This is a genomic window from Paraburkholderia largidicola, assembly GCF_013426895.1.
GTDB classification, from domain to species: Bacteria; Pseudomonadota; Gammaproteobacteria; order Burkholderiales; family Burkholderiaceae; genus Paraburkholderia; species Paraburkholderia largidicola.
Genome location: NZ_AP023174.1, coordinates 390,023 through 415,819, shown reverse-complemented (window position 1 = coordinate 415,819; position 25,797 = coordinate 390,023). Strand labels below are relative to the sequence as shown.

Here is a 25,797-nt window from a genome sequence, read left to right as displayed (position 1 = left end):
TCGTCCGTCCTTACGAAACTCTTGCGGCATCCCCGTTCGCCCCATAAGATGCGAATCGTTCTTATTCGCAAGACATCACGCCGTCATGTCCGTCATTTCTTCGCCATCCACGGCCGTCGCCTTCGACGGGAGCCGCGCATGAGACCCGTGCTCGTGCGTCTGCACCGCTGGTTCGGCATCGGCATCGCGCTGTTTCTGTTCGTCGCGGGGCTGACGGGCGCGCTGATCGCGTGGGATCACGAACTCGACGCGATGCTCAACCCGACCTTCTTCTATGCGCGCAGCGACGCACAGCCGCTGCCGTCGCTGGAACTCGCGCGCCGCGTCGAAGCAGGCGATCCGCGGCTTCAGGTGACCTATCTGCCGCTATCGGTCGAACCGGGCCACGCGTTGCAGATGATGGTTTTGCCGCGCGTTGACCCGAAAACGAACCAGCCCTACCCGCTCGACTTCAACCAGATCGCCGTCGATCCCGCGACGGGCGCGATCCAGAGCCGCCGCGAATGGGGCGCGCTATCCATCGCGCGGCTGAATCTGATGCCGTTCATCTACAAGCTGCACTACACGCTGTTCCTGCCGTTCATGGGCGGCATCGATATCGGCACGTGGCTGATGGGAATTGTCGGGATCGTGTGGATTTTCGATAGCGTGATCGCGCTCGTGCTGTCGTTCCCCAGCATGAAGGCGTGGAGGAAGTCGTTCGCGTTTCGCGTGCGGCGCGGCGGCTACGCGCTCACCTTCGACTTGCACCGTTCGGGCGGTGTCTGGATCTGGGGACTGCTGTTGATGATGGCGGTGACGTCGGTGTCGATGAACCTGTCGACGCCTGTCGTGCAGCCTATCGTCAAGTTCGTCTCGACGCTCACGCCGACGCCGTTCACCGATCCGTCGTTACTGCCCAACGCGAAGCCGAACGAGGCACCCATCGCGCGCGAAGCAATCCTGAGCAAAGCGATCCGGGCGCGCGCAGACAAGCACATCGACGCGCCGCCGGGCGCGATCTACTACGCGCCGATGTTCCATGTGTACGGCATCGGCTATTTCGGTGCCGGCGACGACCACGGCGACGGCGGTCTCGGCAACGCGTGGACTTACTGGAACGCGCAGACCGGCCAGCCGCTCGGCGCGCAGCTTCCCGGCAAGGGAACAGCAGGCGACCTCTTCATGCAGGCACAATTCCCGCTGCATTCGGGGCGCATTCTCGGCGTCGGCGGGCGAATCCTGATCAGCTGTGTTGGCGTGATGGTGGCCGTGCTGAGTGCAACAGGCCTCCTGATCTGGCTGAAGAAACTGAACGCGCGCCGCCAGGCATCGAGCGCACGCAAGACAAAGACGCGCGTCATTCAGACGCAGACGGAAAGCGCGGCTTCGCGCTAACGCATCACCCGCTTCGCCAAATAAAAAACCGGCGCTGCCGATCACGACACGCGCCGGTTTCAAGCAAAACAAAACGAATCAGCGGAACACGACCGTCTTGCTGCCGTTCAGCACGATACGGTGCTCGACGTGCCACTTCACCGCGCGCGCCAGCGTCACGCATTCCACATCACGGCCAATCGCCGTCAGTTGATCCGGCGTCATGCTGTGATCGACGCGCTCCACTTCCTGCTCGATGATCGGGCCTTCGTCGAGATCCGTCGTCACGTAATGCGCCGTTGCACCGATCAGCTTCACGCCGCGGTCGAACGCCTGGTAATACGGCTTCGCGCCCTTGAAGCTCGGCAGGAACGAGTGGTGAATATTGATCGCGCGCCCGGCCAGCCGTTCGCACAGTTCCGGCGACAGAATCTGCATGTAGCGCGCAAGCACCACCAGATCCGCCTTGCATTCGTCGATCACTTCGAGCACGCGCGCTTCCTGCTGCCCCTTCGCGTCCTTCGACGTCAGCGGGAAGTGATGGAACGGAATGTCGTAGCTCGCGGCGAGCTGATAGAACTCTTTGTGGTTCGAGATGATCGCCGGAATCTCGATGTTCAGTTGCCCCGTGCGATAGCGGAACAGCAGATCGTTCAGACAGTGGCCGATCTTCGACACCATGATCACGACGCGCGGCTTCTCGTTCGCGTCGTGCAGTTCCCAGCGCATGCCGAACTGCTCGGCGAGCGTCGTGAACGCAGTGCGCAGCGCGTCGAGACCGGGGTCGCCGCCCACTTGCTGGAAGTGGACCCGCATGAAAAATTCACCCGTGTGGCTGTCGCCGAATTGCGCGGAGTCGAGGATGTTGCTGCCGCGCTCGAACAGAAAACCCGACACGGCGTGAACGATGCCGGGCCGATCGGCGCACGACAGTTTGAGAATAAAGCTGTGTTCGGTCGACATGACCTCGGTGACTCCCTTCTTCAGTGCGTGTTTCGTGGTGTGTGCTGCGTCGCTTCGTCAGGCGAGAACGGGCGGTTCGAATAGCGCATCGATGCCTTCGCATGCATCTTCGTCGATCCAGCGGCGGCGCAACAGGCAGTCGAGCGTCGCGAGGCTGGCATCGACCGTCATCGCGCCTTCTTCGATCGCCTGCGCGACGTCTTCGATGCGCGCCAGCCGATGCTCGCCGACTTCGCCGTCCTGATTGCGCGGCGCAAAGTCTTCTGGCAACGCGAGGTCGTAGATGAAGATCTGCTCGGCCTGCGTGCCTTCGGGCAGCGATTGCAGCACATGCGCCGTGCGTCCCGCGACGGCGCGCACAGCGATCTCTTCCGGAATGCCCGCCTCCTCCCAGCACTCCTTGACGATCGTCTCGGCGAGGCTGAAGCCCCAGCCGATACCGCCCGCGACGACGTTGTCGAGCATGCCGGGATCGGTTGCCTTCGTGTCGCTGCGGCGCGCGATCCACAATCGCGGCGCACCCGGCGACGCGGAATTTGCATATTCTACGACGCCGTTCAGATGCACCGCGTAGGTCATCGTGCCGAAAAAGCGCGAAGCGGCACGTTCGATATACGCGAGCGGCGGCGCATCGAATGCATTGCGGATCGCGTAGGTTTCGTCGCGCCAGCCGGGAATGCGGCCCTCGGCGGCGAGCGAGCCGATCACCGAGCCGAGCGCGGCGCTGCGCAGATCGACGGTGTTGAACTGCTGCGCAAGCGTGACCCGCTGCGTGTCGATGTCGAACACATCGGGCCAGCGCTGGAGCAGCGGCACGTCGCTCGCGCGAACCCAGCCGACACGCTCACCATCGATCACGAACGGAAGATGCAAGGCGGGATCGAAACGGCGCGCGGCGACGATGCAAGGCAAAGACATGAAAACTCCAGACAGCGTGATGGATGAAGCGCGATGAATCAGTCGCGCAGCGCGACGCGAATGCCGATCGCGATAAACGTCGCGCCCGCAAGCCGGTCGAGCCACACACCCGCACGCGGCCGGCGCTTGAGCCATCCGCCGATCATGCCCGCGCACACGCCGAACAGCGAGAACACGACGACCGTTTGCAACATGAACAGCAGGCCTAGTTCGAGCATCTGCAACGTGACGCTCTGCGCGCCATGCGGATCGACGAATTGCGGCAGGAACACGACGAAGAACAACGTCACCTTCGGGTTCAGCATGTTGCCGATCACGCTCTGCCGAAAGATCGACATAAGCGGTTGCGGCGGGCGCTCGTGCGCCGTCGCGAGACCTTTGCTACGCAAGGCCTTGATGCCGATCCAGATCAGATACGCCGCGCCCGCGAGCTTGAGAACCTCGAACGCAACGGGCGACGAACGCAGCACGGCCGCGATGCCGAGCGCGGCGAGCGTCGTGTGAAACGAAATGCCCGCCGCGAAGCCGAGTGCCGCGACGAAGCCTGCCGCGCGTCCCTGCGAAATGCCGCGCGCGAGAACCTGCAGGTTGTCAGGACCAGGCGCGAATGTGATCGCTATCGACGTCGCGAGGAACAGCAGGAAGTTTGGCATCGCGCTAAAGCTCCGTTCAAAGGGACGTACAAAATGACGTGCAAAGGAATCAGTGGCCGCCGAACGTCGTGACCGTGAAAAGCGGCAGGCCCGCTTCGCGCAGCAGCTTCGAACCGCCGAGATCGGGCAGATCGACGATTGCCGCGCCTTCGATCACCGTCGCGCCGAGACGCTCCAGTAGTTTCTTGCCTGCCATCATCGTGCCGCCCGTCGCGATCAGATCGTCGACGATCACGACGCGGTCGCCAGGCTTGCAGGCGTCCTCATGAATCTCCACAGTCGCCGTGCCGTATTCGAGTTCGTACGATTCGGACACCGTCTTGTACGGCAGCTTGCCGATCTTGCGGATCGGAATGAAACCGAGGTTCAGCTCGTACGCGAGAATCGGCCCGATGATGAAGCCGCGCGCATCGAGCCCCGCGACGTAGTCGAGCTTCTGATCGATATAGCGCTGCACGAACAGATCGATCAGCACGCGCAGCGTCTTCGGCTGTTGCAGAAGCGGCGTGATATCGCGGAACTGCACGCCGGGCTGCGGCCAGTCGGGCACCGTGCGGATCTGGCTGTTGATGTAGTCGGCCGGATCGAAAGGCTGATTCGCAGGCGCGTTGGACATGATGACTCCAGACGGGTCCGTCAAGACCCTGATATTTCCAGTGAATTGCATGAATGCCGCGCGCGTTCGCCTGGCGTTGGAACCGCGCGCCGCGTGATCTTTGGTGAAGAATGCCAGCAAGCGTCAGGCCGCGGCCGCGCCAGCGCGCCGATGCTTCGACAAACGCTCTTCCGCTTCGGCCAGCGCTTCAGGCAGGCCGCGCAGCACGACGATATCGCTTGCGCGCAGCTTGGTCGACGGATCGGGTTCGACGCCGCGAATGCCGTGCCGGCGAATCGCCGTCACTTCGACGCCGAGATCGAAAAGCCCGAGCTCTTCGAGCGTGCGCCCGACGGCATCCGCCTTTTCGTCGACGGGCACCGATTGTAGCCGCACCTGCTCGTGACCGTCGTCGTCCTCGACGTCGTCCGCGCCGTGGAAGTAGCCGCGCAACAGACTATAACGCTCGTCGCGCAGCTCCTCGACACGCCGCACGACGCGCCGCATCGGCACGCCCATCACGACGAGCGTATGCGACGCGAGCATCAGACTGCCTTCGACGATCTCCGGAATCACTTCCGTCGCGCCCGCGGCGAGCAGCTTTTCGAGATCGGAATCATCGACGGTGCGCACGATCACGGGCAGCGTCGGTTCGAGTTCGTGGATGTTGTGCAGCACGCGCAATGCGGACGGCGTGTTCGCATAGGTGATAGCGACAGTCGCCGCGCGATGGATACCCGCAGCAAGCAGCGACTCGCGCCGCCCGGCATCGCCGAACACGACCGACTCGCCCGCCGCCGCTGCCGCGGCGACACGATCGGGGTCGAGGTCGAGCGCGACATACGAAAGACCTTCGTGCTCCAGCATGCGCGCGAGGTTCTGCCCGGCGCGGCCATAACCGCAAATGATCACGTGGCCGCTCTGCTTCAGGCTTTGCGTCGCGATGCGCGTCATCTGCAGCGATTGCATCATCCATTCCGTCGACGACACACGCAGCACGAGCCGATCGGCGTTCTGGATCATGAACGGCGCGGCGAGCATCGACAGCAGCATCGCGGCGAGAATCGCCTGCAACAGCGTCGCGTCGACCAGATGTTTATCGAGAATCAGGTTGAGCAGCACGAAACCGAATTCGCCCGCCTGCGCGAGCCCGATGCCCGTGCGCATCGCCACGCCCGGCGTCGCGCCGAACAGGCGCGCAAGGCCCGTGATCATCACCGCTTTCAACAGCACCGGGCCGATCAGGAACGCGAGCACGATCAACGGATGCTGCCAGATCACCATCGGATTCAACAGCATGCCCGTCGTCACGAAGAAGAGACCGAGCAGCACGTCGCGAAACGGCTTGATGTCCTCTTCCACCTGATGTCGATACGGCGTCTCGGCGATCAACATGCCCGCGATGAACGCGCCGAGCGCGAGCGACAAGCCGAATTTATCGGTGATGAACGCGGCGCCGAGCGTCACCAGCAGCAGGTTCAGGATGAACAGCTCCTGCGAGCGCCGCCGCGCGACCACATTGAACCAGCGCGTCATGAATTTCTGGCCGACGATCAGCAGCAGCGCCAGTGCGATCACGATCTTGATCGACGCGATGCCGAGCGCCGCCATCAGGTCTTCCGACTTGCCGCCGAGCGCCGCGATGATGATCAGCAGCGGCACCACGGCCAGATCCTGAAACAGCAGCACGCCGAAGATATTGCGGCCATGCTCGGTTTCGATTTCGAGCCGCTCCGCGAGCATCTTGCTGACGATCGCCGTCGACGACATTGCGAGCGCGCCGCCCAGTGCGACGCTCGCCTGCCACGATATATGCACCCAGCGCTCCAGCACGAAGCCGAGCGACACCCCAACGGCGATCGTGCCGAGCACCTGCAGCAGCCCGAGGCCGAACACGAGCCGGCGCATCGAGCGCAGTTTCGCCAGCGAGAACTCCAGCCCGATCGAGAACATCAGGAACACGACGCCGAACTCGGCGAGGTTCTGCGCGCCGACCGAATCCGGCACGATGCCGAACGCGTGCGGCCCCACCACGATGCCGACGGACAGATAGCCGAGCATCGGCGGCAGGTTCAGATAGCGGAACACGACGACGCCCACCACTGAAGCCAGCAGCAGGAACAGCGTCATTTCGAGCGGGGAAATCATCGGCAAAAGCGCATGGGATAGAGCATCCTGGTTCGTCGGCGGAGCTACGCGCAAACGCCCGCGCAGCAAGGTTCAGGGACCCGTGAAGGCAATGTCCGGAAAGGTCGTTCCCGGCGCGGCGAACATGCGCCTTTGCTATACTCCCCGGATGATAGCGAAAATCAATGGCGACCGGGCACTTGCGCTCGCTCGCGACGTGCTCGACATCGAAGCGGACGCCGTACGCTCCCTTCGTGATCATCTCGACGACGCGTTCCTCGAAGCAATCGACTTCATTCTCGGCTGCCGTGGGCGCGTGGTCGTCTCCGGCATCGGCAAATCCGGTCATATCGCGCGCAAGCTCGCTGCGACGCTCGCGAGCACGGGCACGCCCGCGTTTTTCGTGCATCCCGCCGAAGCCAGCCACGGCGATCTCGGCATGGTCACAGCCGACGACGTCTTCATCGGTATGTCGAACTCCGGCGAATCGGAAGAACTGGTTGCGATCCTGCCGCTCGTCAAGCGCCTCGGCGCGAAGATGATCGCGATGACGGGCCGCCCCGGTTCGAGCCTCGCCCGGATCGCCGACGTGCATCTGTATTGCGGCGTCGAAAAGGAAGCCTGTCCGATGAATCTCGCGCCGACGGCCAGCACCACGGCCGCGCTCGCGCTCGGCGATGCGCTCGCCGTCGCCGTGCTCGAAGCGCGTGGCTTCGGCGCCGACGATTTCGCGCGCTCGCATCCGGGCGGCGCGCTCGGCCGGCGCCTGCTCACCTATGTGCGCGACGTGATGCGCACGGGCGACCAGGTGCCGAAGGTGCTGTCGGACGCGACCGTGCGCGACGCACTGTTCCAGCTCACGGCCAAGCGCATGGGCATGACGGCTATCGTCGACGAAAATGAGCGGGTCAAGGGCATCTTCACCGATGGCGACCTGCGCCGCGTGCTCGAGCGCGACGGCGATTTCCGCGCACTGTCGATCGATTCCGTGATGACGCACGGCCCGCGCACGATCGGTCCCGACCGTCTCGCGGTCGAAGCCGTGGAACTGATGGAGCGCCATAGGATCAATCAGATGCTCGTCGTCGATGAAGCAGGCAAGCTGATCGGCGCGCTCAACATGCACGATCTGTTTTCGAAGAAGGTGATCTGATGGCCCCCGCCCTGACCGCAGCCGAACGCGCAAGCCGCGTGAAGCTGATGATATTCGACGTCGATGGCGTGCTCACCGACGGCAGCCTGCTGTTTACTGCCGAAGGCGACACGATGAAGGCGTTCAACTCGATGGACGGTCACGGCGCCAAGCTGCTGCGCGAGGCCGGCATCGACACGGCGATCATCACGGGGCGCAAGTCGGGCATCGTCGAGAAGCGCGCGGAGAATCTGCGCATCACGCACGTGTATCAGGGCGTCGAGCACAAGCTCGCGGCATTTGAGCAGTTGCTGAAGGAAACGGGCCGCACACCCGAAGAATGTGGCTACATGGGCGACGACTGGGTCGACCTCGCCGTAATGCTGAAGGTCGGCTTCGCAGCGGCGCCGGCAAACTCGCATCCCGAAGTGATCGCCCGTGCGCACTGGGTCAGTGAAGCGCGCGGCGGCCACGGCGCGGTGCGCGAAGTGTGCGACGCGCTGTTGCGCGCGCAAGGCCGCTATGACGCGCTGCTCGCCGCCGCATGCAGCGGCGAGGCGCAGCGAGGCCTCGTCGGATGAACCAGTTTCGCTGGACCTCGCTGATTCCGCTCGTCGCGATGGCGGCGCTCGCCGGCATCACGTACTGGCTGCTGCAGGCTACGCTGCCGCGCCAGGACGAAGGCGTGATCCGTCCGAAACAGCACACGCCCGACTATTTCGCCGACAACTTTTCGATCTCCGAACTCGATCAGTCGGGCGCGACACAGTACCGGCTCACCGCGTCGAAGCTCATTCACTATGAAGACGACGAAGTGAGCAATCTCACCATGCCCGCGATTCGCGCGTTCCAGCCGGGCAAACCCGTCGTCACGGCGACGGGCGACCGCGGCACGGTGAACGGCGACGCCTCGATCGTCGATCTGTACGACAACGCGCGCATCGTGCGCGACGCCGGTTTTGGCGACCCGAGAATGCAGGCCGATTCCTCGCATTTCCGTGTGCTCGTGAACGACGATGTCATCGAGACGGAAAAGCCGGTTAAACTTCAGCGCGGCCAGTCGATCATGACGGCCAGCGGTATGAACTACAACAATGTCACCCGGGTCATCCAGCTATTCGGCAACGTGCGTGGCGCCATCGCCCCCGTCGACTCCGGCAGTTCCCAGAAGCAACCCGGGTAAATCCAATTCCAGCGTGACTGCATGAACGAATCGTTCCCCCGTTTTAAGTCCGGCCGCATGCGCGCGCTTCGCACGAGCCGCGCCGGGCTTGCGGCACTCCTGATCGCCCTGCCGCTTGCCGGTTTTGCGCCGCTCGCGCATGCCGAACGTGCCGACAAGGACAAGCCGCTCAACATCGAAGCGGACAACATGACGTATGACGACCTCAAGCAGGTCAATATTTTCACCGGCCACGTGGTCGCGACCAAAGGCACGATCGTGATCAAGGCGGACCGCGTCGAAGTGACGCAGGACCCGCAGGGCTATCAGTATGCAACGGGCACGTCGACGGGCAAGAACCTCGCGTACTTCCGCCAGAAGCGCGACGGCGTCGATGAATACATCGACGGCGATGCCGAACGCATCGACTACGACGGCAAGCAGGACCTCACCACGCTGACGACGCGCGCAACCGTGCGCCGCCTGCAAGGCCTGAACACGATCATGGACGAAGTGCACGGCAGCGTCATCACCTACGACGGCCAGAACGACTTCTACACGGCGAAGGCCGGCAAGGACGTTGCAGGTCCGGGCAATCCGAACGGCCGTGTGCGCGCGATGCTGTCGCCGCGCAATGGCGGCGCCCAGCCGATCAGCGGACCGTCGGCGACGTTGCAACCGACCAACCAATTCCAGGGACAAGGAACGACGAAGCCGTGAGCGCCCCCGCCCTTCCCCATCGAAAGCCGGCAGGCACCAGCAGTTCGCTCGTCGTCCGCAATCTGAAGAAGCGCTATGGTTCGCGCACGGTCGTCAAGGACGTCTCGCTCGACGTGAAAAGCGGCGAAGTGGTCGGCCTGCTCGGTCCGAACGGCGCCGGCAAGACGACGTCGTTCTACATGATCGTCGGCCTCGTGCCGCTTGACGCCGGCGAGATCGATCTCGACGGCAAGTCAATCAGCCTTCTGCCCATTCACAAGCGCGCGTCGCTCGGCCTGTCGTATCTGCCGCAGGAAGCGTCCGTGTTCCGCAAGCTGTCCGTCGAGGAAAACATCCGCGCCGTGCTGGAGCTGCAGTTCGGCGAGGACGGTAAGCGTCTGTCGAAAGACGCGATCGCGTCGCGCACGGAAGCGTTGCTCGACGAACTGCAGATTGCCCACTTGCGTGAGAACCCTGCGCTGTCGCTGTCGGGCGGCGAGCGCCGCCGCGTCGAGATCGCGCGCGCGCTCGCAACCAATCCGAGCTTCATCCTGCTCGACGAACCGTTCGCGGGCGTCGACCCGATCGCGGTGCTGGAAATCCAGAAGATCGTGAAGTTCCTGAAGCAGCGCAACATCGGCGTACTCATCACGGATCACAACGTCCGCGAGACCCTCGGTATCTGCGATCACGCATATATCATCAGCGACGGCAGCGTACTCGCGGCCGGCGCCCCCGGCGACATCATTGAAAACGAGAGCGTGCGCCGCGTCTATCTGGGCGAACACTTCCGCATGTAAGACGCGCACGCGGCTCGTGGACGCCGCGTGCAGCGCCGCCCTCACGGCCTGATCCCAGGCCGTTTCAAAACACGGGTTCAGTAATTTTGACGGGCTACGCTGGCGTGTTGCCGCGCGCGGTGTCGCCTGCGTTATCGGCCGTCCGCGCCAAAATCTGGTGCACACGCGTTTTTGCGGGTGTCGCCAGGTATCGCGGTCGTGGCAAACTCTCTACAATGAATCTCACATTGCCATGAAAGCCAGCCTCCAACTCCGCCTGTCGCAGCATCTTGCGCTGACACCACAACTGCAACAGTCCATCCGGCTGCTGCAGCTGTCTACGCTTGAGCTGCAACAGGAAGTGTCGATGGCGATCGCCCAGAATCCGTTGCTGGAAACGGAGGACGACTGGATCGCGAGTCCGTTGCGCGTTGCCGCCGACGGCACGGTCATCTCGCAGACGTCGCAGAACACCTCGCCGGAAGAGATGTCTAGCGCGCCGCCGTCTTCGTCGTCGTCGAGCTCTTCCAGCGAAAGCCAGGAAGGCGGCGAGCCTCAAGGTGTGGACGAATACAACGGCATGGGTTCTGACGGGAACTCGGATGCCAACCAGTGGAATCTCGACGATTACGGCCGTTCGGGCAACGCATCGGACGACGACGATCTGCCGCCGCTGCAAATCCACGAATCGACCACGACGCTGCGCGATCACCTGACTGCTCAACTTCGCGTCACGGGAGCAAGCGCACGCGACCGCGCGCTCATCACGTTCCTGATCGAATCACTCGACGACGACGGCTATCTGACGGCCACCTTCGACGAAATCCTCGCCGATCTGCCCGAAGAACTCGAAGTCGATACCGACGAACTGAACGCGGCCCTCGCCTTGCTGCACAGCTTCGACCCAGCGGGCGTCGGCGCGCGTTCGGCGTCCGAATGCCTGCGTTTGCAGCTGTGCCGGCTCGAGCCGTCGCCCACGCGCACGCTCGCGCTCGACATCGTCGCGCATCATCTGGAACTGCTTGCCGCACGCGACTTCACGCGTCTGCGCAAATACCTGAAGGCAAGCGACGACGATCTGCGCGAAGCCCATGCGCTGATCCGTTCGCTGGAGCCGTTCCCGGGCGCGGCCTACGGCAAGGCCGAAGCGGACTACGTCGTGCCCGACATCATGGTGCGCAAAACCGCACAGGGATGGCAGGCGGAACTGAATCCGGAAGTCGTGCCGAAACTGCGTATCAACCATCTGTACGCGAATATCCTGCGCAACAATCGCGGCGATCCGGGCAGCGGTTCACTGCGGCAGCAACTGCAGGAAGCGCGTTGGCTGATCAAGAATATCCAGCAGCGGTTCGAGACGATCCTGCGTGTCGCACAGGCAATTGTGGAGCGTCAAAAGAACTTTTTCGCCCACGGCGAAATTGCCATGCGCCCCTTGGTTTTGCGGGAAATAGCTGATACGCTGGGTTTACACGAGTCGACGGTCTCGCGTGTGACAACCGGCAAGTACATGCTCACCCCATTCGGGACGCTTGAATTTAAGTACTTCTTCGGATCGCACGTGTCCACCGACACGGGGGGCGCGGCCTCTTCAACGGCCATTCGCGCACTCATCAAGCAACTGATAGGAGCGGAAGACACCAAATCTCCTCTTTCAGACAGCCGCATTGCCGAACTGCTGGCGGAACAGGGTTTCGTCGTCGCTCGCCGTACCGTTGCGAAATACCGCGAAGCACTGAAGATCCCGGCAGTCAATCTGCGCAAGTCTCTTTAGCCCGTTACGTCCTGTGGCGGGTATTTTCCGGCCGCGCCGCTGTTTGGCGGAGCAGGCTGGCCGATGCGACCTGCCAGCAGCCTGTCAAACGGGGGACGGCGTGGCAGATCGAGGGAATCGACCGGCGCTCGCGCGATTCATGCGGACCAGGCGGCCACTAGCTTGGAGAAGCACTATGAATCTGAAGATCAGTGGACACCATCTCGATGTAACGCCAGCGTTGCGAGAATACGTGATCACCAAACTTGACAGGGTGCTAAGACATTTCGATCAGGTGATCGATGGCAGTGTGGTCCTCTCGGTCGACAACCACAAGGAAAAGGAAAAGAGACAAAAGGTTGAAATCAACCTGCATCTGAAGGGCAAGGACATTTTCGTCGAAAGCTGTGATGGCGACCTCTACGCCGCGATCGACCTGATGATCGACAAGCTTGACCGCCAAGTCATTCGTCACAAGGATCGCCTGCAGGGCCATCAGCACGAGGCAATCAAGTATCAGCCGCTGGCGGCACAACCCGAAGTGCCACCGCAATAAGCCAGTAGAGGCTTTTACTTGGCCCCGCGAACCGCCCGATATCGGGCGGTTTTTGTTTAGGTGCACGTTGCTTGCGGCGCATGGCACTTCATGCGCGTGGTTCGCAGTCCCGTACGATCCACGAGGCACGCCAATTTTTGAGTCATGGCGCGGCGCACCATCGGTAGCAACCCTGTTCTATAATAAATCGGTTACCTTCGGGGTCTTTGTCCAGCCCGAGCCCTGCACAAAGGGATCATTGCGGGTCTCAAGAGCAGGGCTCATCGCGCGTCGCTGGATTCGCCATGAGCAGCTGCGAGGCATGGAACGCTTTTCAAACGCCACAGCGAGGAGAATCCAGGCGACCTTTGCGCCTGTCAACATGAATCGTTTAGCCAAATATCTTCCCCTCGAAAACGTCGTCGTCGGTCTCGCGGTTACAAGCAAGAAACGCGTATTCGAGCAAGCGGGCCTGATCTTCGAAAACCAGAATGGCATCGCCCGCAGCACGGTGACTGACAATCTGTTCGCGCGCGAGCGCCTCGGTTCAACGGGGCTCGGCGAAGGCGTCGCGATCCCGCACGGCCGCATCAAGGGCCTCAAGCAGCCGCTTGCCGCCTTCGTGCGGCTCGCCGATCCGATCCCGTTCGAATCGCCGGACGGCCAGCCCGTATCGCTGCTCATCTTCCTGCTCGTCCCCGAACAGGCGACGCAGCAGCACCTTGAAATCCTGTCGGAGATCGCCCAACTGTTGTCGGATCGCGAAGCGCGCGAACGGTTGCACACAGAAGAGGACCGCGAGGCGTTGCATCGCCTGCTGACTCAGTGGCAACCTTGACGTATCGGCAGCGTTTCGCAGCTCAAAACGTGAGAGGCACCGCGCCGCGGCACCGCGTTTGATTCGAGGCTTGCAGCGAGACCCGGCAACCCGGCGTCGCTGCGAGCCGAACATGTTCGGTGCACGGCGTCGCAACGCGAGCAACAGGCGGACTGCGCAGCGAACAGGCGGCAGACATTAGCACCCCAGCAGCACTCTAGCGGCACATACGAGGTCAGGGAGTCAGGGATTCATGGATACGTCCAGCATCAACGCCCAAAGCATTTTCGACGACAACGCCGCCGCGCTGAAACTCAGCTGGCTGACGGGGCATGAGGGCTGGGAGCGTGGCTTCTCGGCAGAAACGGTTGCGACTGCAACGTCCAGCGCCGACCTCGTCGGCCACCTTAACCTGATCCACCCCAACCGGATCCAGGTGCTCGGCGAAGCCGAAACCAACTACTACCAGCGTCAATCCGACGAAGACCGCTCGCGCCACATGGCCGAGCTGATCGCGCTCGAGCCGCCGTTCCTCGTCGTCGCGGGCGGCGTCGCCGCGCCGCCGGAGTTGGTCCTGCGCTGCACGCGCTCGTCGACGCCGCTCTTCACGACGCCGATGTCGCCCGCTGCCGTGATCGACAGCCTGCGCCTTTACATGTCGCGCATCCTTGCGCCGCGTGCAACGCTGCACGGCGTGTTTCTCGACATTCTCGGCATGGGCGTGCTGCTTACGGGCGATTCGGGCCTCGGCAAGAGCGAACTCGGCCTCGAACTGATCTCGCGCGGCCACGGCCTGGTTGCCGACGACGCCGTCGACTTCGTGCGCCTCGGCCCGGATTTCGTCGAAGGACGCTGCCCGCCGCTGCTGCAGAACCTGCTCGAAGTGCGCGGCCTCGGCCTGCTCGACATCAAGACGATCTTCGGTGAAACGGCCGTGCGCCGGAAAATGAAGCTGAAGCTGATCGTCCAGCTGGTGCGCCGACCGGATGGCGAATTCCAGCGCCTGCCGCTCGAAAGCCAGACTGTCGACGTGCTCGGCCTGCCCATCAGCAAGGTCACGATCCAAGTGGCGGCCGGCCGAAACCTCGCCGTGCTGGTCGAAGCCGCAGTACGTAACACGATCCTGCAACTGCGCGGCATCGACACGCTGCGGGACTTCATGGACCGTCAGCGCCTCGCCATGCAGGACCCCGACAGCCAGTTCCCCGGCAAACTGATCTGACGCAATGCGCGCGAAGCCGCGGCGGCACAGCGGGTGACACCGGATGCTATGATGAACCCAACGGATTCCACGACTCCATGCGCATTATCCTGATCACCGGTATCTCCGGCTCCGGCAAGTCTGTCGCTTTGAACGCGCTCGAAGACGCGGGCTACTACTGCGTCGACAATTTGCCGCCGCGCTTTCTGCCAGAACTCGCCGCTTACCTCGCGGGCGACGGCCAGGACCGGCTCGCGGTGGCGATCGACGCGCGCTCGGGCGCCTCGCTCGACGACATGCCGCAAATGATCCGCGATCTCGCCGGCCAGCACGACGTGCGCGTCTTGTTCCTCAACGCCAGCACGCAGGCCCTGATCCAACGCTTTTCCGAAACACGCCGCCGCCATCCGCTGTCGGGCTCGCCCGCGCACGATGCCGACGTCGGCGTGCTGACGTCGCTTGCCGAAGCGATCGAACGCGAGCGCGAACTCGTCGCGGGCCTCGCCGAATTCGGCCATCAGATCGATACCAGCAACTTGCGGGCAAACGTTTTACGCGCGTGGGTCAAGCGTTTCATCGAGCAGGAGCACACGGGACTCGCGTTGATGTTCGAGTCGTTCGGCTTCAAGCGCGGCGTACCGCTCGACGCCGACTTCGTATTCGACGTGCGCACGCTGCCGAATCCCTACTATGACCGCGAGCTGCGTCCGCTGACGGGACTCGACAAGCCCGTCATCGATTTCCTCGATGCACTGCCCGTCGTTCAGCAGATGATCGGCGACATCGAGTCGTTCCTGCAGAAATGGCTGCCGCATTTCCGCGACGACAATCGCAGTTATCTGACCGTTGCAATCGGTTGTACGGGCGGACAGCACCGCTCGGTATTCATCGCCGAAACGCTCGCCGCGCGTTTCGCGAGTGAAGCAAACGTGATAGTGCGGCATCGCGATGCGCCGATCAACGTCGACGACTCATCGAAACTGGTCGCCTGAGTTACCCGATGGTGGCCCGACCGGCCGTCGCTCGCAGCGGCGGCCCTAACCGAAGCGTTGCGCCATGTCCTCTACACCGTCCGTGCTTGCCGATGTGCCGCTGTTTCCTTTGCACACCGTCCTTTTTCCCGATGGACTGCTGCCGCTGAAAATCTTCGAGGCACGCTACCTCGACATGGCGCGCGACTGTCTGCGTGACAACACATCGTTCGGCGTGTGTCTGCTGAAAAGCGGCGGGGAAGTCGCCCAGCCCGATGAGCCGTCCGTGCCGGAGAGCGTCGGTTGCCTCGCGGAAATCGACGTTTGCGATGTCGACGAGTTCGGCATGCTGCTGATTCGTGCGCGCGGCACCGAGCGGTTCCGGCTGCTGTCGCATCGTGTCGAACAGGGTGGCCTGCTCGTCGGGATGGCCGAGCTGATCGGCAGCGACGTACCGCTAGAAGGCACGCATTACGAGGAAAAGTTCGGCGCGTGTGCGGAAGTGCTGGAGCGCATCATCGCGACGATTCGCGAGCGCGATGCCGAAAGCCTGCCGTTCCTCGAGCCGTTCAGGCTGGACGATCCGACGTGGGTGTCGAACCGCCTGTCCGAAGTGCTGCCCATCGCGCTGAAGGCGCGTCAAAAGCTGATGGAACTGCAGGACGCCGGCGCACGGATCGACATCGTGCATCACTACATGCAGCAGCATCAGCTGCTGTAGCCGGCGTTCGCCGTTCAGATCAGCGAACCCTGCAGGCCTTCGAGAAGCTTGCGCACGGGCGCGGGCACGCCATACGCGTCCAGTTCGTTGAGCGACATCCATACGGTGTCGGCATCGCGCGCGCTCGTGGCTTTCGCCGCACGATCGAACTCCGCGATGCGCGGCTCGATGTCGAGCTTGAAGTGCGTGAATATGTGCGTGAGCGGTGCGAGCGGCGACACGCCCTCCGTCGCGCCGAAGTCGCGCGCGAGTTGCGCGAGCGCTGCTTCATCCGCCGCTTCCGGCAGACTCCACAAGCCGCCCCAGATGCCCGACGGCGGGCGTTTTTCGAGCATCACCGTGTCACCGTCGCGCAGCAGCAGCATCCACGTGCGGCGCGTCGGCACCGTCTTTTTCGGGCGCGCCGCCGGCAGTTCGCGCTGACGCCCCGTCACGTTCGCCACGCAATCGACGGCGAACGGGCAGCGCACGCAATCCGGCTTGCCGCGCGCGCACAGCGTCGCGCCGAAATCCATCAGGCCCTGCGTGTAGGCGCTGATGTCGGCGTCGGTCGCATTCACGGGCAGCAGCGATTCGGCCAGCAGCCACATGCCGTTCTCGACTTTCTTCTCGCCCGGAAAACCTTCGACACCGAACACGCGCGCCAGCACGCGCTTCACATTGCCGTCGAGAATCGTCGCGCGCGCGCCGAAGGCAAACGATGCAATCGCGGCCGCCGTCGATCGTCCGATACCGGGTAACTCCGCGAGCGCTTCCACGGACTCGGGAAACCGCCCGCCATGCTGCTCGACGACGACCTGTGCGCAGCGATGCAGATTGCGCGCGCGCGTGTAGTAACCGAGGCCGGCCCATAGCGTCATCACGTCGTCGGCGGGTGCGGCGGCGAGCGCGGCAACATCCGGAAAACGCGCGAGAAAACGCCCGTAGTACGGGATCACCGTCGACACCTGCGTCTGCTGCAGCATGATTTCGGACAGCCAGATGCGGTACGGGTCGCGTGTGTTCTGCCACGGCAGGTCGTGACGGCCGTGTTCGCGCTGCCATGCGATCAGGCGCACAGAGAAATCGGACAGCGTGGGTATCGTAGGAATAGCAGTCGTGGAGGCAGGAACGGACATGAACGGATCAGCGCTGACAGGTCGGACAGTAGTAAGTGGAGCGTTGCCCCTGCACGATCTGTTTGATCGGCGTGCCGCACACGCGGCATGGCAGACCCGCGCGATCATAGACGAAATAGTCGAGCTGGAAGTATCCGCTCTCGCCGTTGCTGCCGACGAAATCGCGCAACGTGCTGCCGCCCTTCTCGATCGCGGCGGCAAGCGTCACGCGCACGGCGTCTGCAAGCAGACCGTAACGTACGAGCGAGATGCGGCCGGCAGCCGTGGTCGGCCGGATACCCGCGCGAAAGAGGCTTTCAGATGCGTAAATGTTGCCCACGCCGACGACGATATCGCCTGCGAGCAGCGCCTGCTTCACCGAAATCTTCCGTCCGCGCGTCTTTCGATGCAGCAGCGCGCCGGAGAACGACGGCGCGAACGGCTCGACTCCGAGATCCGCCAGCAGCGGATGTTCGAGAACGTCGCCCGCCGAGCGCGTATGCCATAACACAGCGCCAAAGCGGCGCGGATCGCGGAAGCGCAAAATGAAGTCGTCGAAAACCCAGTCGACGTGATCGTGCTTCGCAGCTGCCGGTGGATGGGGCACGTTGCGCAGGACCCTGAGCGTCCCCGTCATGCCGAGATGCACGATGAACCAGCCTTCGTCGATCTCGAACAGCAGATACTTGCCGCGCCGCGCCACCGTGTGAACGAGCCGGCCCTGCAGCAGACGGGCAAAACCTGGCGGAATCGGCCAGCGCAGCATGGGCGTGCGCACTTCGACGCGCTTGACACGGTGTCCCGCCACGTACGGTTCGATTCCGCGTCGGGTAACCTCGACTTCTGGTAACTCTGGCATGTTCAGGGCCTGGTATCGCTAACAACGAGCTTGCGCTGGCCGTCGGAATGACCGGGCGCAAAAATTGGAACGAAGTGGATACCGGACGTATCCACAGGGAATATGGCGCGGCGAATTGCCCTCAGGCGGCCAGCCGCACAAAGGATTTTGCAATCGGCGGAGCGCGCCTTTGCGGCCGTAAGCCCGTTATCGGCGCGAATGGGCGCGACTGGTCTGCAACTTGCGTCCGCGGTTATGCGCTTATTGTAGCGAGCGCGTTACAATCGACTGAAACATTGAACGGATATGTATGAACCTGTCCATCGTTAAGCAGTTTTTGAAGCGCCGGACCGGTGCGAATGGCGTGCCGCACGCCGTTTCCGCACGCCGGCTGCTGGGTGTGGCCGCGCTGGCTGTCTGGGCGCTCGGCGCATTGCCCGCGCATGCGCAGGATCAATCGCCCGATTCGGATGACAACACGGTCTCCGTGCAGGATGCTTTCGGCCCCGATTCCGCCGAAGATAAAGCCAATCTGCCCAGCGTCGCGCTGACGAGCCAGATCGTATTCCAGGTGCTGGCGGCGGAAGTCGCGCTGCAACGCAATCAGCCCGCGCCCGCGTATCAAACCTATCTCTCGCTCGCGCGCGACACGCACGACCCGCGCATGGCGCAGCGCGCGACGGAAATCGCGCTCGCCGCGCAGAGCCCGTCGGATGCGCTGACGGCTGCGCAATTGTGGCAACAGTATGCGCCGCAATCGGAACGCGCCGCGCAACTGGATGCGTCGCTGCTGGTGTTGTCGGGCAAGCCTGACGACGCGAAGCCGATGCTCGCGAAAGAACTCGCAAAGATTCCGCCTGAAAACCGCGGCAACGGCATTCTCGCGCTGCAACTGCTGATCTCGCGCGGGCCGAATCGCATCGGCGGCCTGCACGTGCTGCAGGATCTGGTCGCGAACGACATGAACCGACCGGAAGCGCAATTCGCGATCGCGCGTCAGCAACTCATCGCCGACGATGCGCCCGGCGCGCGCAAGTCGCTCGAACAGGCGCTCAAGCTGAAGCCCGACTATCTGCCCGCTGCGTTGATGCTGTCGCAGATGGGACCGGAAGAGCGCAAGGAAGGCATCGCGTCGATCGAGAAATACGTGCAGGCGAATCCGAAGTCGCATGAGGCTCGGCTTGCGCTGGCGCAAATGTATCTGGCCAGCGACCGCCTCGACGACGCGCAGAAGCAGTTCGAGTTCATGCAGAAGGACAACCCGAACGATCTGACGCCGCTGATGGCGCTCGCGCTCATCAAGATCCAGCAGAAGAACCTGCCGGAAGCGCAGAACTATCTGCAGCAATACGCGCAAAAGGCCGAGAAGACGCCGGGCGCCGATCCGGGTCAGGCGTATATCTATCTCGCGCAGCTGTCGCTGGAACAGAAGGACACGGCAGGCGCGAACCGCTGGCTGGACAAGATTCCCGCCACGAGCACCCAGTACATTCCCGCGCAGATCACGCGCGCGCAATTGCTGCAAAGAGACGGCAAATCCGACGACGCGCGCAAGCTGCTCGCCGGCATTCGCACGCAGGACCCGCATGAGCAGGCGCTGATCGCGCGCACCGACGCTGCGATCCTGTTCGACGCGAAGCGCTACCCGGAGGCCGAAGCGCGTCTTGCGCAGGCCACGACGGACTTCCCCGACGACCCGGATCTCACCTACGACTACGCGATGGCCGCCGAGAAGAACGGCCATTTCGACGTGATGGAAACGCAGTTGCGCAAGCTGATGCGCACGCAACCAGACAACGCGCAGGCGTACAACGCGCTCGGCTATTCGCTCGCGGACCGCAACCAGCGGCTGCAGGAAGCGGACAAGCTGGTCGAGAAGGCGCTGGCGCTATCGCCGAACGACGCGTTCATCATGGACAGCGTCGGCTGGGTCAAGTACCGGCTCGGCGATACCAACGACGCGATCAAGGTGCTGCGCAAAGCCTACGACCTGCAACCGAACGCCGAAATCGGCGCGCATCTCGGCGAAGTGCTGTGGAAGAGCGGCGACCAGGATCAGGCGCGCGCGGCATGGCGCGATGCCCGCAAGCTCGAACCCGACAACGATACGCTCGTCAAAACGCTTAAACGTTTTCAGGTGAACGATCTCTGATGCACTTTTCTTTTCCTGTGTTTTCCTTTCCAGCGCCGCGCCGCGCGGCGCTGGGTCTCGCAGCCGCAGCCATCGTCGCCCTGTCGGGCTGCGCGTCCGTCAAGCCGCAAGGTCCGTCCACGTCGAATGCAGCGACCGCCGTCACCGCGCAGACGAGCCGCGCGTATCACGGCCGCTTCGCGGTTCAGTACGTCGACCAGAACGGCCAGCAGCGTAATGCGTACGGCAATTTCGACTGGCAGGAACGCGGTGACACCGTAACGCTGCAACTGCGCAACCCGCTCGGACAGACAATGGCGATCGTCACGTCGTCGCCGTCGGCCGCCACGCTCGAACTGCCGAACCGTCAGCCGCTCACGGCCGATAACGTCTCCACGCTGATGCAGAATGCGCTCGGCTTCGCGCTGCCTGTCGAAGGGCTGCGCTACTGGCTGCAGCCATCGGTTGCGCCGACATCGAAAGCGAAGACCGAGAAAGATCCGCAGCAGGACACGCGTCTGAAGGAAATTCAACAGGACGGCTGGACGATCGACTACATCGCCTATGCCGATGCGCCTGCAACCGGCGTCAAGCGCGTGAATCTCGCGCGCACCGAACCACCGCTCGACATCAAGCTCGTGCTCGACCAGTAACCCGCACGCGCGATTAGCAAAGACTCATGATCGAAACGAACGACTCGCTGCGCGACTGTCTCGCTCCAGCGAAGCTGAACCTCTTCCTGCACATCACCGGGCGTCTGCCGAACGGATATCACGCGCTGCAGACGGTGTTCCAGTTGCTCGACTGGGGTGACACGCTGCACTTCACGCGTCGCGACGACGGCGCAATCACGCGCGGCACCGAAATCGCCGATGTTCCCGCCGACACCGACCTCACCGTTCGCGCGGCAAAGCTGCTGAAGGAACACACAGGCACGCGCCTGGGCGTGAACATCGAGATCGACAAGGTGCTGCCGATGGGCGCAGGCCTTGGCGGCGGCAGCTCCGACGCAGCGACGACACTGCTCGCGCTGAACCGTCTATGGAAGCTTGATTTGCCGCGTGCGGAGCTTCAGGCGCTCGCATTGAAGCTCGGCGCCGATGTGCCATTTTTTGTTTTTGGAAAAAATGCATTCGCAGAGGGTGTCGGAGAAGCACTCGAGCATGTACAATTGCCGCCGCGCCACTTTCTGGTGGTGACACCGAGAGTTCATGTTCCAACGTCAGCAATTTTTTCAGAAAAAGCGTTGACAAGAGATACAAAGGCTCTCATAATTACGGACTTTCTTGCACAGCAAAGTTGCAGCGCAGAATGGCCTGATAGTTTCGGCCGGAATGACATGCAGCAAGTTGTCGTGGGAAAATACGCGGAAGTTGCGCAGGTGCTTAGATGGTTTGATAACATCGCGCCGGCGCGGATGACAGGATCAGGCGCAAGCGTTTTTGCAGCGTTCCGTAGTCAAGATGAAGCGGTCGCGGCGCAAGCCAAACTGCCAGTCGAATGGAATAGCGCAGTAACGGCAAGTCTGGATACGCATCCACTCTTTGCTTTCGCGGCATAAGTTTCGCGGCACTGAACGGCCTACACGTTCAGTGAAGCTCAAAGTTAGTGTAGGGGAGTCGCCAAGTTGGTTAAGGCACCGGATTTTGATTCCGGCATTCGAGGGTTCGAGTCCTTCCTCCCCTGCCAAAAATTCTCGCAGTTCCTCGCCTCCCACAGCCTGAAGCAGGTGCATGATGAGCAGCCATGACGGCCTGATGGTTTTTACTGGCAACGCAAATCCGGCGCTTGCACAGGAAGTCGTCAAGATCCTCGGTATTCCCCTCGGCAAAGCAATGGTCTCCCGTTTCTCGGACGGTGAGATCCAGGTCGAGATTCAGGAAAACGTACGTGGCAAGGACGTCTTCGTCCTCCAGTCCACCTGCGCGCCGACCAACGACAATCTGATGGAACTGATGATCATGGTGGATGCGCTCAAGCGCGCATCCGCTGGCCGGATCACCGCAGCCATCCCCTACTTCGGCTATGCCCGTCAAGATCGACGCCCGCGTTCGGCGCGCGTTGCCATCTCGGCGAAGGTCGTGGCGAACATGCTGGAAATCGCTGGCGTCGAGCGGATCATCACGATGGATCTGCACGCTGACCAGATTCAAGGTTTCTTCGACATTCCCGTCGACAACATCTACGCCACGCCCGTGCTGCTCGGCGATCTGCGCAAGCAGAATCACGAGAACCTGCTGGTCGTGTCGCCGGACGTCGGCGGCGTGGTTCGCGCCCGTGCGCTGGCCAAGCAGCTGAACTGCGATCTCGCCATCATCGACAAGCGTCGTCCGAAGGCGAACGTCGCCGAAGTGATGAACATCATCGGTGAAGTCGACGGCCGTACCTGCGTGATCATGGACGACATGGTCGACACGGCGGGCACGCTCTGCAAGGCAGCACAAGTGCTGAAAGAACGCGGCGCAACGAAGGTGTTCGCTTACGCGACTCACCCGGTTCTGTCGGGTGGCGCGGGCCCGCGCATCGCTGCATCGGCGCTCGACGAACTCGTCGTCACCGACACGATCCCGCTCAGCGAAGAAGCCCGCTCGTGCACCAAGATCCGCTCGCTGACCAGCGCGGGTCTGCTGGCCGAAACGTTCTCGCGTATCCGTCGCGGCGACTCGGTGATGTCGCTGTTCGCGGAAGGCTAAAGTATTCGCGAAGGCGCCGCATGATGAATGCGGCGCTTTTGCATTTGGCGTGAACGAACGAAGGTTCATGCCGGTTTGTCTGGGGTCTTCAGCCCGTCGAGGGTAGCAAGACCCGTTTTACTGCCTGGTCGCGGGCAGATAATGGAGATTCAAATGAAAGTAGTCGCTTTCGAGCGTAATTTGCAAGGTACGGGTGCGAGCCGCCGCCTGCGTAACTCGGGCAAGGCCCCGGGCATCGTGTACGGCGCTGGCGAACCGCAACTGATCGAACTCGATCACAACGCGCTGTGGCACGCACTGAAGAAAGAAGCATTCCACTCGTCGATCCTCGACCTGGAAGTGGCAGGCAAGTCGCAACAGGTTCTGCTGCGCGACGTGCAATACCACCCGTTCCGTCAGATCATCCTGCACGTGGACTTCCAGCGCGTCGACGCGAAGAAGAAGCTGCACACGAAGGTGCCGCTGCACTTCATGAACCAGGAAACCAACCCGGCTGTGAAGACGGGTGGCGCGATCATCTCGCACGTCATCAACGAAATCGAAATCGAATGTCTGCCGGCCGCTCTGCCGGAGTTCATCGAAGTCGATCTGGCGAAGATCGAAGCAGGTCAATCGCTCCACGCAACGGACATCGTTCTGCCGGCTGGCGTCGCACTGGTTGCGCACCTCGTCGCAGAAAACCCGGTGATCGTTTCGGCGCCGATTCCTGCTGGTGCCCAGTCGGAAGAAGCGTCGGCTGAAGGCGAAAAGCCGGCTGCTGAATAAAGCCGCTATCCTCTCGATCCGTTTCAATGGAACGGTCGACGTAACCCGCCGCGGTTCGCCCCGGCGGGTTTTTTTTCGATTTTTCCCAGGCCGCGTGCCATGTTGCGTGGTCCACTCGAACATGATCAAGCTGATCGTCGGGCTCGGCAATCCGGGCGCTGAATACACCGCGACGCGTCACAACGCCGGCTTCTGGCTCGTCGACCAACTTGCGCGCGAAGCCGGCGCGACGTTGCGCGACGAGCGGCGCTTTCACGGCTTCTATGCGAAAGCGCGCCTGTATGGCGAGGAAGTGCATCTGCTGGAGCCGCAGACGTACATGAACCGCTCGGGTCAATCGGTCGTCGCGCTCGCGCATTTCTTCAAAATCCTGCCGGATCAGATTCTCGTCGCGCATGACGAACTCGATCTGCCGCCCGGCACCGTGAAGCTGAAACTCGGCGGCGGTAGCGGCGGGCATAATGGCCTCAAGGACATTTCCGCGCATCTGTCGACCCAGCAATACTGGCGTTTGCGCATCGGCATCGGTCATCCGCGCGACCTGATTCCCGAAAGCGCACGCGCGGGCGCGAAGCCCGACGTCGCGAACTTCGTGCTGAAGCCGCCGCGCAGGGAAGAGCAGGACGTGATCGACGCGTCGATCGAACGCGCGCTCGCGGTGATGCCGACCGTCGTCAAGGGCGAACTCGAACGCGCGATGATGCAACTGCATCGCAATCCCTGACCCGCACGCCGCGAGATAGCCCACAGAGGAGCAGAACTTGAGCCGCTACTGGAGCGATATCGTTCACCGGTTGACGCCGTATGTGCCGGGCGAGCAGCCCGCGCTCGCGCATCCCGTGAAGCTCAACACCAACGAGAACCCGTATCCGCCCTCGCCCGCCGTCGTGAGCGCGATTCGTAGCGAGCTCGGCGAGACCGCCGAGTCGCTGCGCCGTTATCCCGATCCGACGGCGCGCATGTTGCGCGAGACCGTCGCTGCGCATCACGGTCTCAAGGTGGATCAGGTGTTTGCAGGCAACGGTTCGGATGAAGTGCTCGCCACTGTGTTTCAGGCGCTTCTGAAGCACGAACAGCCGATTCTCTATCCGGACGTCACATACAGCTTCTATCCGACTTACGCGCGTCTCTACGACGTCGCGTATCGGACGATTCCTCTCGACGATGCCTTCCAGATCCGCATCGACGACTATGCGCAACCGAACGGCGGCATTCTCTTCCCCAATCCCAACGCGCCGACGGGTCATGCCCTGCCGCTTTCGGATATCGAGCGACTTGTCGCATCGAATCCGGATTCAGTCGTCGTGATCGACGAAGCGTATGTGGACTTCGGCGCGCAATCTGCGATTTCACTGATCGGCAAGTATCCGAATCTTCTCGTCGTTCATACGACGTCGAAGTCCCGCTCGCTTGCCGGAATGCGCGTGGGCTTCGCGTTCGGCGATGCCGCGTTGATCGATGCGTTGAACCGTGTGAAGGACAGCTTTAATTCGTATCCGCTCGACCGTCTCGCGCAGGCCGCCGCAACTGCGGCATATCAGGACGACGCGTGGTTCCGTGAGTGCACCGGAAAGGTCATCGCGAGCCGCGAACGGCTGACGGCGCAACTGACGGCGCTGGGCTTCGAAATGGTGCCGTCGTCGGCAAATTTTGTGTTCGCCCGGCATGGAGGCTATGACGCTGCGACGCTGGCCGCGCAACTCCGGGAAAAGGAAATCTTCGTACGGCACTTCAAGCTGCCGCGCATCGATCAGCATCTGCGCATCTCAATCGGCACCGATGCCGAGTGCGATACGCTGCTGGATGCGTTGAAGGATATCCTTGGCGGGTACGTCGGCTAAAGCGCCGACAACAATACAAACGGCGCGCTGATTCGTGTCACGAACGGCGC

General features: G+C 62.6%; 26 protein-coding genes and 1 tRNA gene. 20 read left to right on the top strand and 7 right to left on the bottom strand.

Features of this window, described 5'->3' with window-relative positions; translation table 11 throughout:
* Positions 1 to 138 precede the first annotated feature (138 nt).
* Complete coding sequence (locus PPGU16_RS01860) at positions 139 to 1,377, top strand: PepSY-associated TM helix domain-containing protein (protein ID WP_180721454.1); 1,239 nt, start codon at positions 139 to 141, stop codon at positions 1,375 to 1,377.
* Positions 1,378 to 1,455: 78 nt separating this feature from the next.
* On the opposite strand, the gene purU is transcribed toward PPGU16_RS01860, so the two are convergent.
* From purU to PPGU16_RS01835, 5 genes are all read right to left on the bottom strand, one after another.
* The gene (gene purU / locus PPGU16_RS01855; RefSeq protein ID WP_180721453.1) at positions 1,456 to 2,319 is read right to left on the bottom strand and encodes a formyltetrahydrofolate deformylase; all 864 of its coding nucleotides are present in this window, start codon (positions 2,317 to 2,319) and stop codon (positions 1,456 to 1,458) included.
* Between the two features lie 57 nt (positions 2,320 to 2,376).
* Positions 2,377 to 3,237 carry an NUDIX hydrolase gene (locus PPGU16_RS01850; protein WP_180721452.1) on the bottom strand — a complete coding sequence of 287 codons (861 nt, stop codon included), beginning with the start codon at positions 3,235 to 3,237 and terminating at the stop codon, positions 2,377 to 2,379.
* Positions 3,238 to 3,275: 38 nt separating this feature from the next.
* Positions 3,276 to 3,890 (bottom strand): LysE family translocator, encoded by a 615-nt coding sequence (locus PPGU16_RS01845; protein WP_180721451.1) that lies wholly within the window; start codon positions 3,888 to 3,890, stop codon positions 3,276 to 3,278.
* 49 nt (positions 3,891 to 3,939) lie between these two features.
* Positions 3,940 to 4,506, bottom strand: coding sequence for an adenine phosphoribosyltransferase (locus tag PPGU16_RS01840; RefSeq protein ID WP_180721450.1), 567 nt, complete (start codon positions 4,504 to 4,506; stop codon positions 3,940 to 3,942).
* A gap of 123 nt (positions 4,507 to 4,629) precedes the next feature.
* A complete protein-coding gene (locus tag PPGU16_RS01835) occupies positions 4,630 to 6,633 on the bottom strand; it encodes a monovalent cation:proton antiporter family protein (protein WP_180721449.1) in 2,004 nt (667 codons plus the stop codon).
* Positions 6,634 to 6,781: 148 nt separating this feature from the next.
* Between PPGU16_RS01835 and kdsD the strand changes: the two genes are divergently transcribed.
* The 11 genes from kdsD to PPGU16_RS01780 all read left to right on the top strand — a co-directional run bounded on the left by kdsD (position 6,782) and on the right by PPGU16_RS01780 (position 16,382).
* Positions 6,782 to 7,765: an arabinose 5-phosphate isomerase KdsD gene (gene kdsD / locus PPGU16_RS01830; protein WP_007579707.1), complete on the top strand. Its 984-nt coding sequence runs from the start codon at positions 6,782 to 6,784 to the stop codon at positions 7,763 to 7,765.
* The gene (locus PPGU16_RS01825; RefSeq protein WP_180721448.1) at positions 7,765 to 8,325 is read left to right on the top strand and encodes a KdsC family phosphatase; all 561 of its coding nucleotides are present in this window, start codon (positions 7,765 to 7,767) and stop codon (positions 8,323 to 8,325) included. Before kdsD ends, PPGU16_RS01825 begins: the two co-directional genes overlap by 1 nt.
* On the top strand, positions 8,322 to 8,927 hold the full coding sequence (lptC, locus tag PPGU16_RS01820; RefSeq protein WP_180721447.1) for an LPS export ABC transporter periplasmic protein LptC: 606 nt from the start codon (positions 8,322 to 8,324) through the stop codon (positions 8,925 to 8,927). Before PPGU16_RS01825 ends, lptC begins: the two co-directional genes overlap by 4 nt.
* 21 nt (positions 8,928 to 8,948) lie before the next feature.
* Positions 8,949 to 9,626: a lipopolysaccharide transport periplasmic protein LptA gene (gene lptA / locus PPGU16_RS01815; RefSeq protein WP_180721446.1), complete on the top strand. Its 678-nt coding sequence runs from the start codon at positions 8,949 to 8,951 to the stop codon at positions 9,624 to 9,626.
* Entirely contained in the window at positions 9,623 to 10,405 is a 783-nt protein-coding gene (lptB, locus tag PPGU16_RS01810) for an LPS export ABC transporter ATP-binding protein (protein ID WP_007579703.1), read from the top strand. The genes lptA and lptB overlap by 4 nt, the downstream gene beginning before the upstream one ends.
* A gap of 232 nt (positions 10,406 to 10,637) precedes the next feature.
* Entirely contained in the window at positions 10,638 to 12,158 is a 1,521-nt protein-coding gene (locus tag PPGU16_RS01805; protein ID WP_180721445.1) for an RNA polymerase factor sigma-54, read from the top strand.
* Between the two features lie 175 nt (positions 12,159 to 12,333).
* Complete coding sequence (hpf, locus tag PPGU16_RS01800; protein WP_012399744.1) at positions 12,334 to 12,693, top strand: ribosome hibernation-promoting factor, HPF/YfiA family; 360 nt, start codon at positions 12,334 to 12,336, stop codon at positions 12,691 to 12,693.
* 301 nt (positions 12,694 to 12,994) lie between these two features.
* The gene (locus tag PPGU16_RS01795; RefSeq protein WP_028365018.1) at positions 12,995 to 13,510 is read left to right on the top strand and encodes a PTS sugar transporter subunit IIA; all 516 of its coding nucleotides are present in this window, start codon (positions 12,995 to 12,997) and stop codon (positions 13,508 to 13,510) included.
* Between the two features lie 232 nt (positions 13,511 to 13,742).
* A complete protein-coding gene (gene hprK, locus PPGU16_RS01790) occupies positions 13,743 to 14,711 on the top strand; it encodes an HPr(Ser) kinase/phosphatase (RefSeq protein ID WP_007579699.1) in 969 nt (322 codons plus the stop codon).
* A gap of 77 nt (positions 14,712 to 14,788) precedes the next feature.
* Positions 14,789 to 15,682, top strand: coding sequence for an RNase adapter RapZ (gene rapZ, locus PPGU16_RS01785; RefSeq protein ID WP_054929656.1), 894 nt, complete (start codon positions 14,789 to 14,791; stop codon positions 15,680 to 15,682).
* 64 nt (positions 15,683 to 15,746) lie between these two features.
* Positions 15,747 to 16,382, top strand: a complete 636-nt coding sequence (locus PPGU16_RS01780) for an LON peptidase substrate-binding domain-containing protein (RefSeq protein WP_180721444.1) — start codon at positions 15,747 to 15,749, stop codon at positions 16,380 to 16,382.
* Positions 16,383 to 16,396: 14 nt separating this feature from the next.
* On the opposite strand, the gene mutY is transcribed toward PPGU16_RS01780, so the two are convergent.
* Entirely contained in the window at positions 16,397 to 17,500 is a 1,104-nt protein-coding gene (gene mutY, locus PPGU16_RS01775; protein WP_180721443.1) for an A/G-specific adenine glycosylase, read from the bottom strand.
* A gap of 7 nt (positions 17,501 to 17,507) precedes the next feature.
* Positions 17,508 to 18,338, bottom strand: a complete 831-nt coding sequence (mutM, locus tag PPGU16_RS01770) for a bifunctional DNA-formamidopyrimidine glycosylase/DNA-(apurinic or apyrimidinic site) lyase (protein ID WP_180721442.1) — start codon at positions 18,336 to 18,338, stop codon at positions 17,508 to 17,510.
* A 289-nt stretch (positions 18,339 to 18,627) separates the two neighbouring features.
* Between mutM and PPGU16_RS01765 the strand changes: the two genes are divergently transcribed.
* From PPGU16_RS01765 to hisC, 8 genes are all read left to right on the top strand, one after another.
* Entirely contained in the window at positions 18,628 to 20,469 is a 1,842-nt protein-coding gene (locus PPGU16_RS01765) for a tetratricopeptide repeat protein (RefSeq protein WP_180721441.1), read from the top strand.
* Positions 20,469 to 21,101, top strand: coding sequence for a lipoprotein insertase outer membrane protein LolB (lolB, locus tag PPGU16_RS01760; protein WP_180721440.1), 633 nt, complete (start codon positions 20,469 to 20,471; stop codon positions 21,099 to 21,101). The genes PPGU16_RS01765 and lolB overlap by 1 nt, the downstream gene beginning before the upstream one ends.
* Positions 21,102 to 21,127: 26 nt before the next feature.
* Entirely contained in the window at positions 21,128 to 22,009 is an 882-nt protein-coding gene (gene ispE / locus PPGU16_RS01755; RefSeq protein WP_180721439.1) for a 4-(cytidine 5'-diphospho)-2-C-methyl-D-erythritol kinase, read from the top strand.
* 51 nt (positions 22,010 to 22,060) lie between these two features.
* Positions 22,061 to 22,137, top strand: a tRNA-Gln gene (locus PPGU16_RS01750).
* Between the two features lie 47 nt (positions 22,138 to 22,184).
* Positions 22,185 to 23,141 carry a ribose-phosphate pyrophosphokinase gene (locus tag PPGU16_RS01745; RefSeq protein ID WP_007579691.1) on the top strand — a complete coding sequence of 319 codons (957 nt, stop codon included), beginning with the start codon at positions 22,185 to 22,187 and terminating at the stop codon, positions 23,139 to 23,141.
* Positions 23,142 to 23,294: 153 nt separating this feature from the next.
* Positions 23,295 to 23,906, top strand: a complete 612-nt coding sequence (locus PPGU16_RS01740) for a 50S ribosomal protein L25/general stress protein Ctc (RefSeq protein ID WP_180721438.1) — start codon at positions 23,295 to 23,297, stop codon at positions 23,904 to 23,906.
* A 121-nt stretch (positions 23,907 to 24,027) separates the two neighbouring features.
* Positions 24,028 to 24,630 (top strand): aminoacyl-tRNA hydrolase, encoded by a 603-nt coding sequence (pth, locus tag PPGU16_RS01735; protein WP_180721437.1) that lies wholly within the window; start codon positions 24,028 to 24,030, stop codon positions 24,628 to 24,630.
* A 37-nt stretch (positions 24,631 to 24,667) separates the two neighbouring features.
* Positions 24,668 to 25,747 carry a histidinol-phosphate transaminase gene (gene hisC, locus PPGU16_RS01730; RefSeq protein WP_180721436.1) on the top strand — a complete coding sequence of 360 codons (1,080 nt, stop codon included), beginning with the start codon at positions 24,668 to 24,670 and terminating at the stop codon, positions 25,745 to 25,747.
* Positions 25,748 to 25,797: the final 50 nt, after the last annotated feature.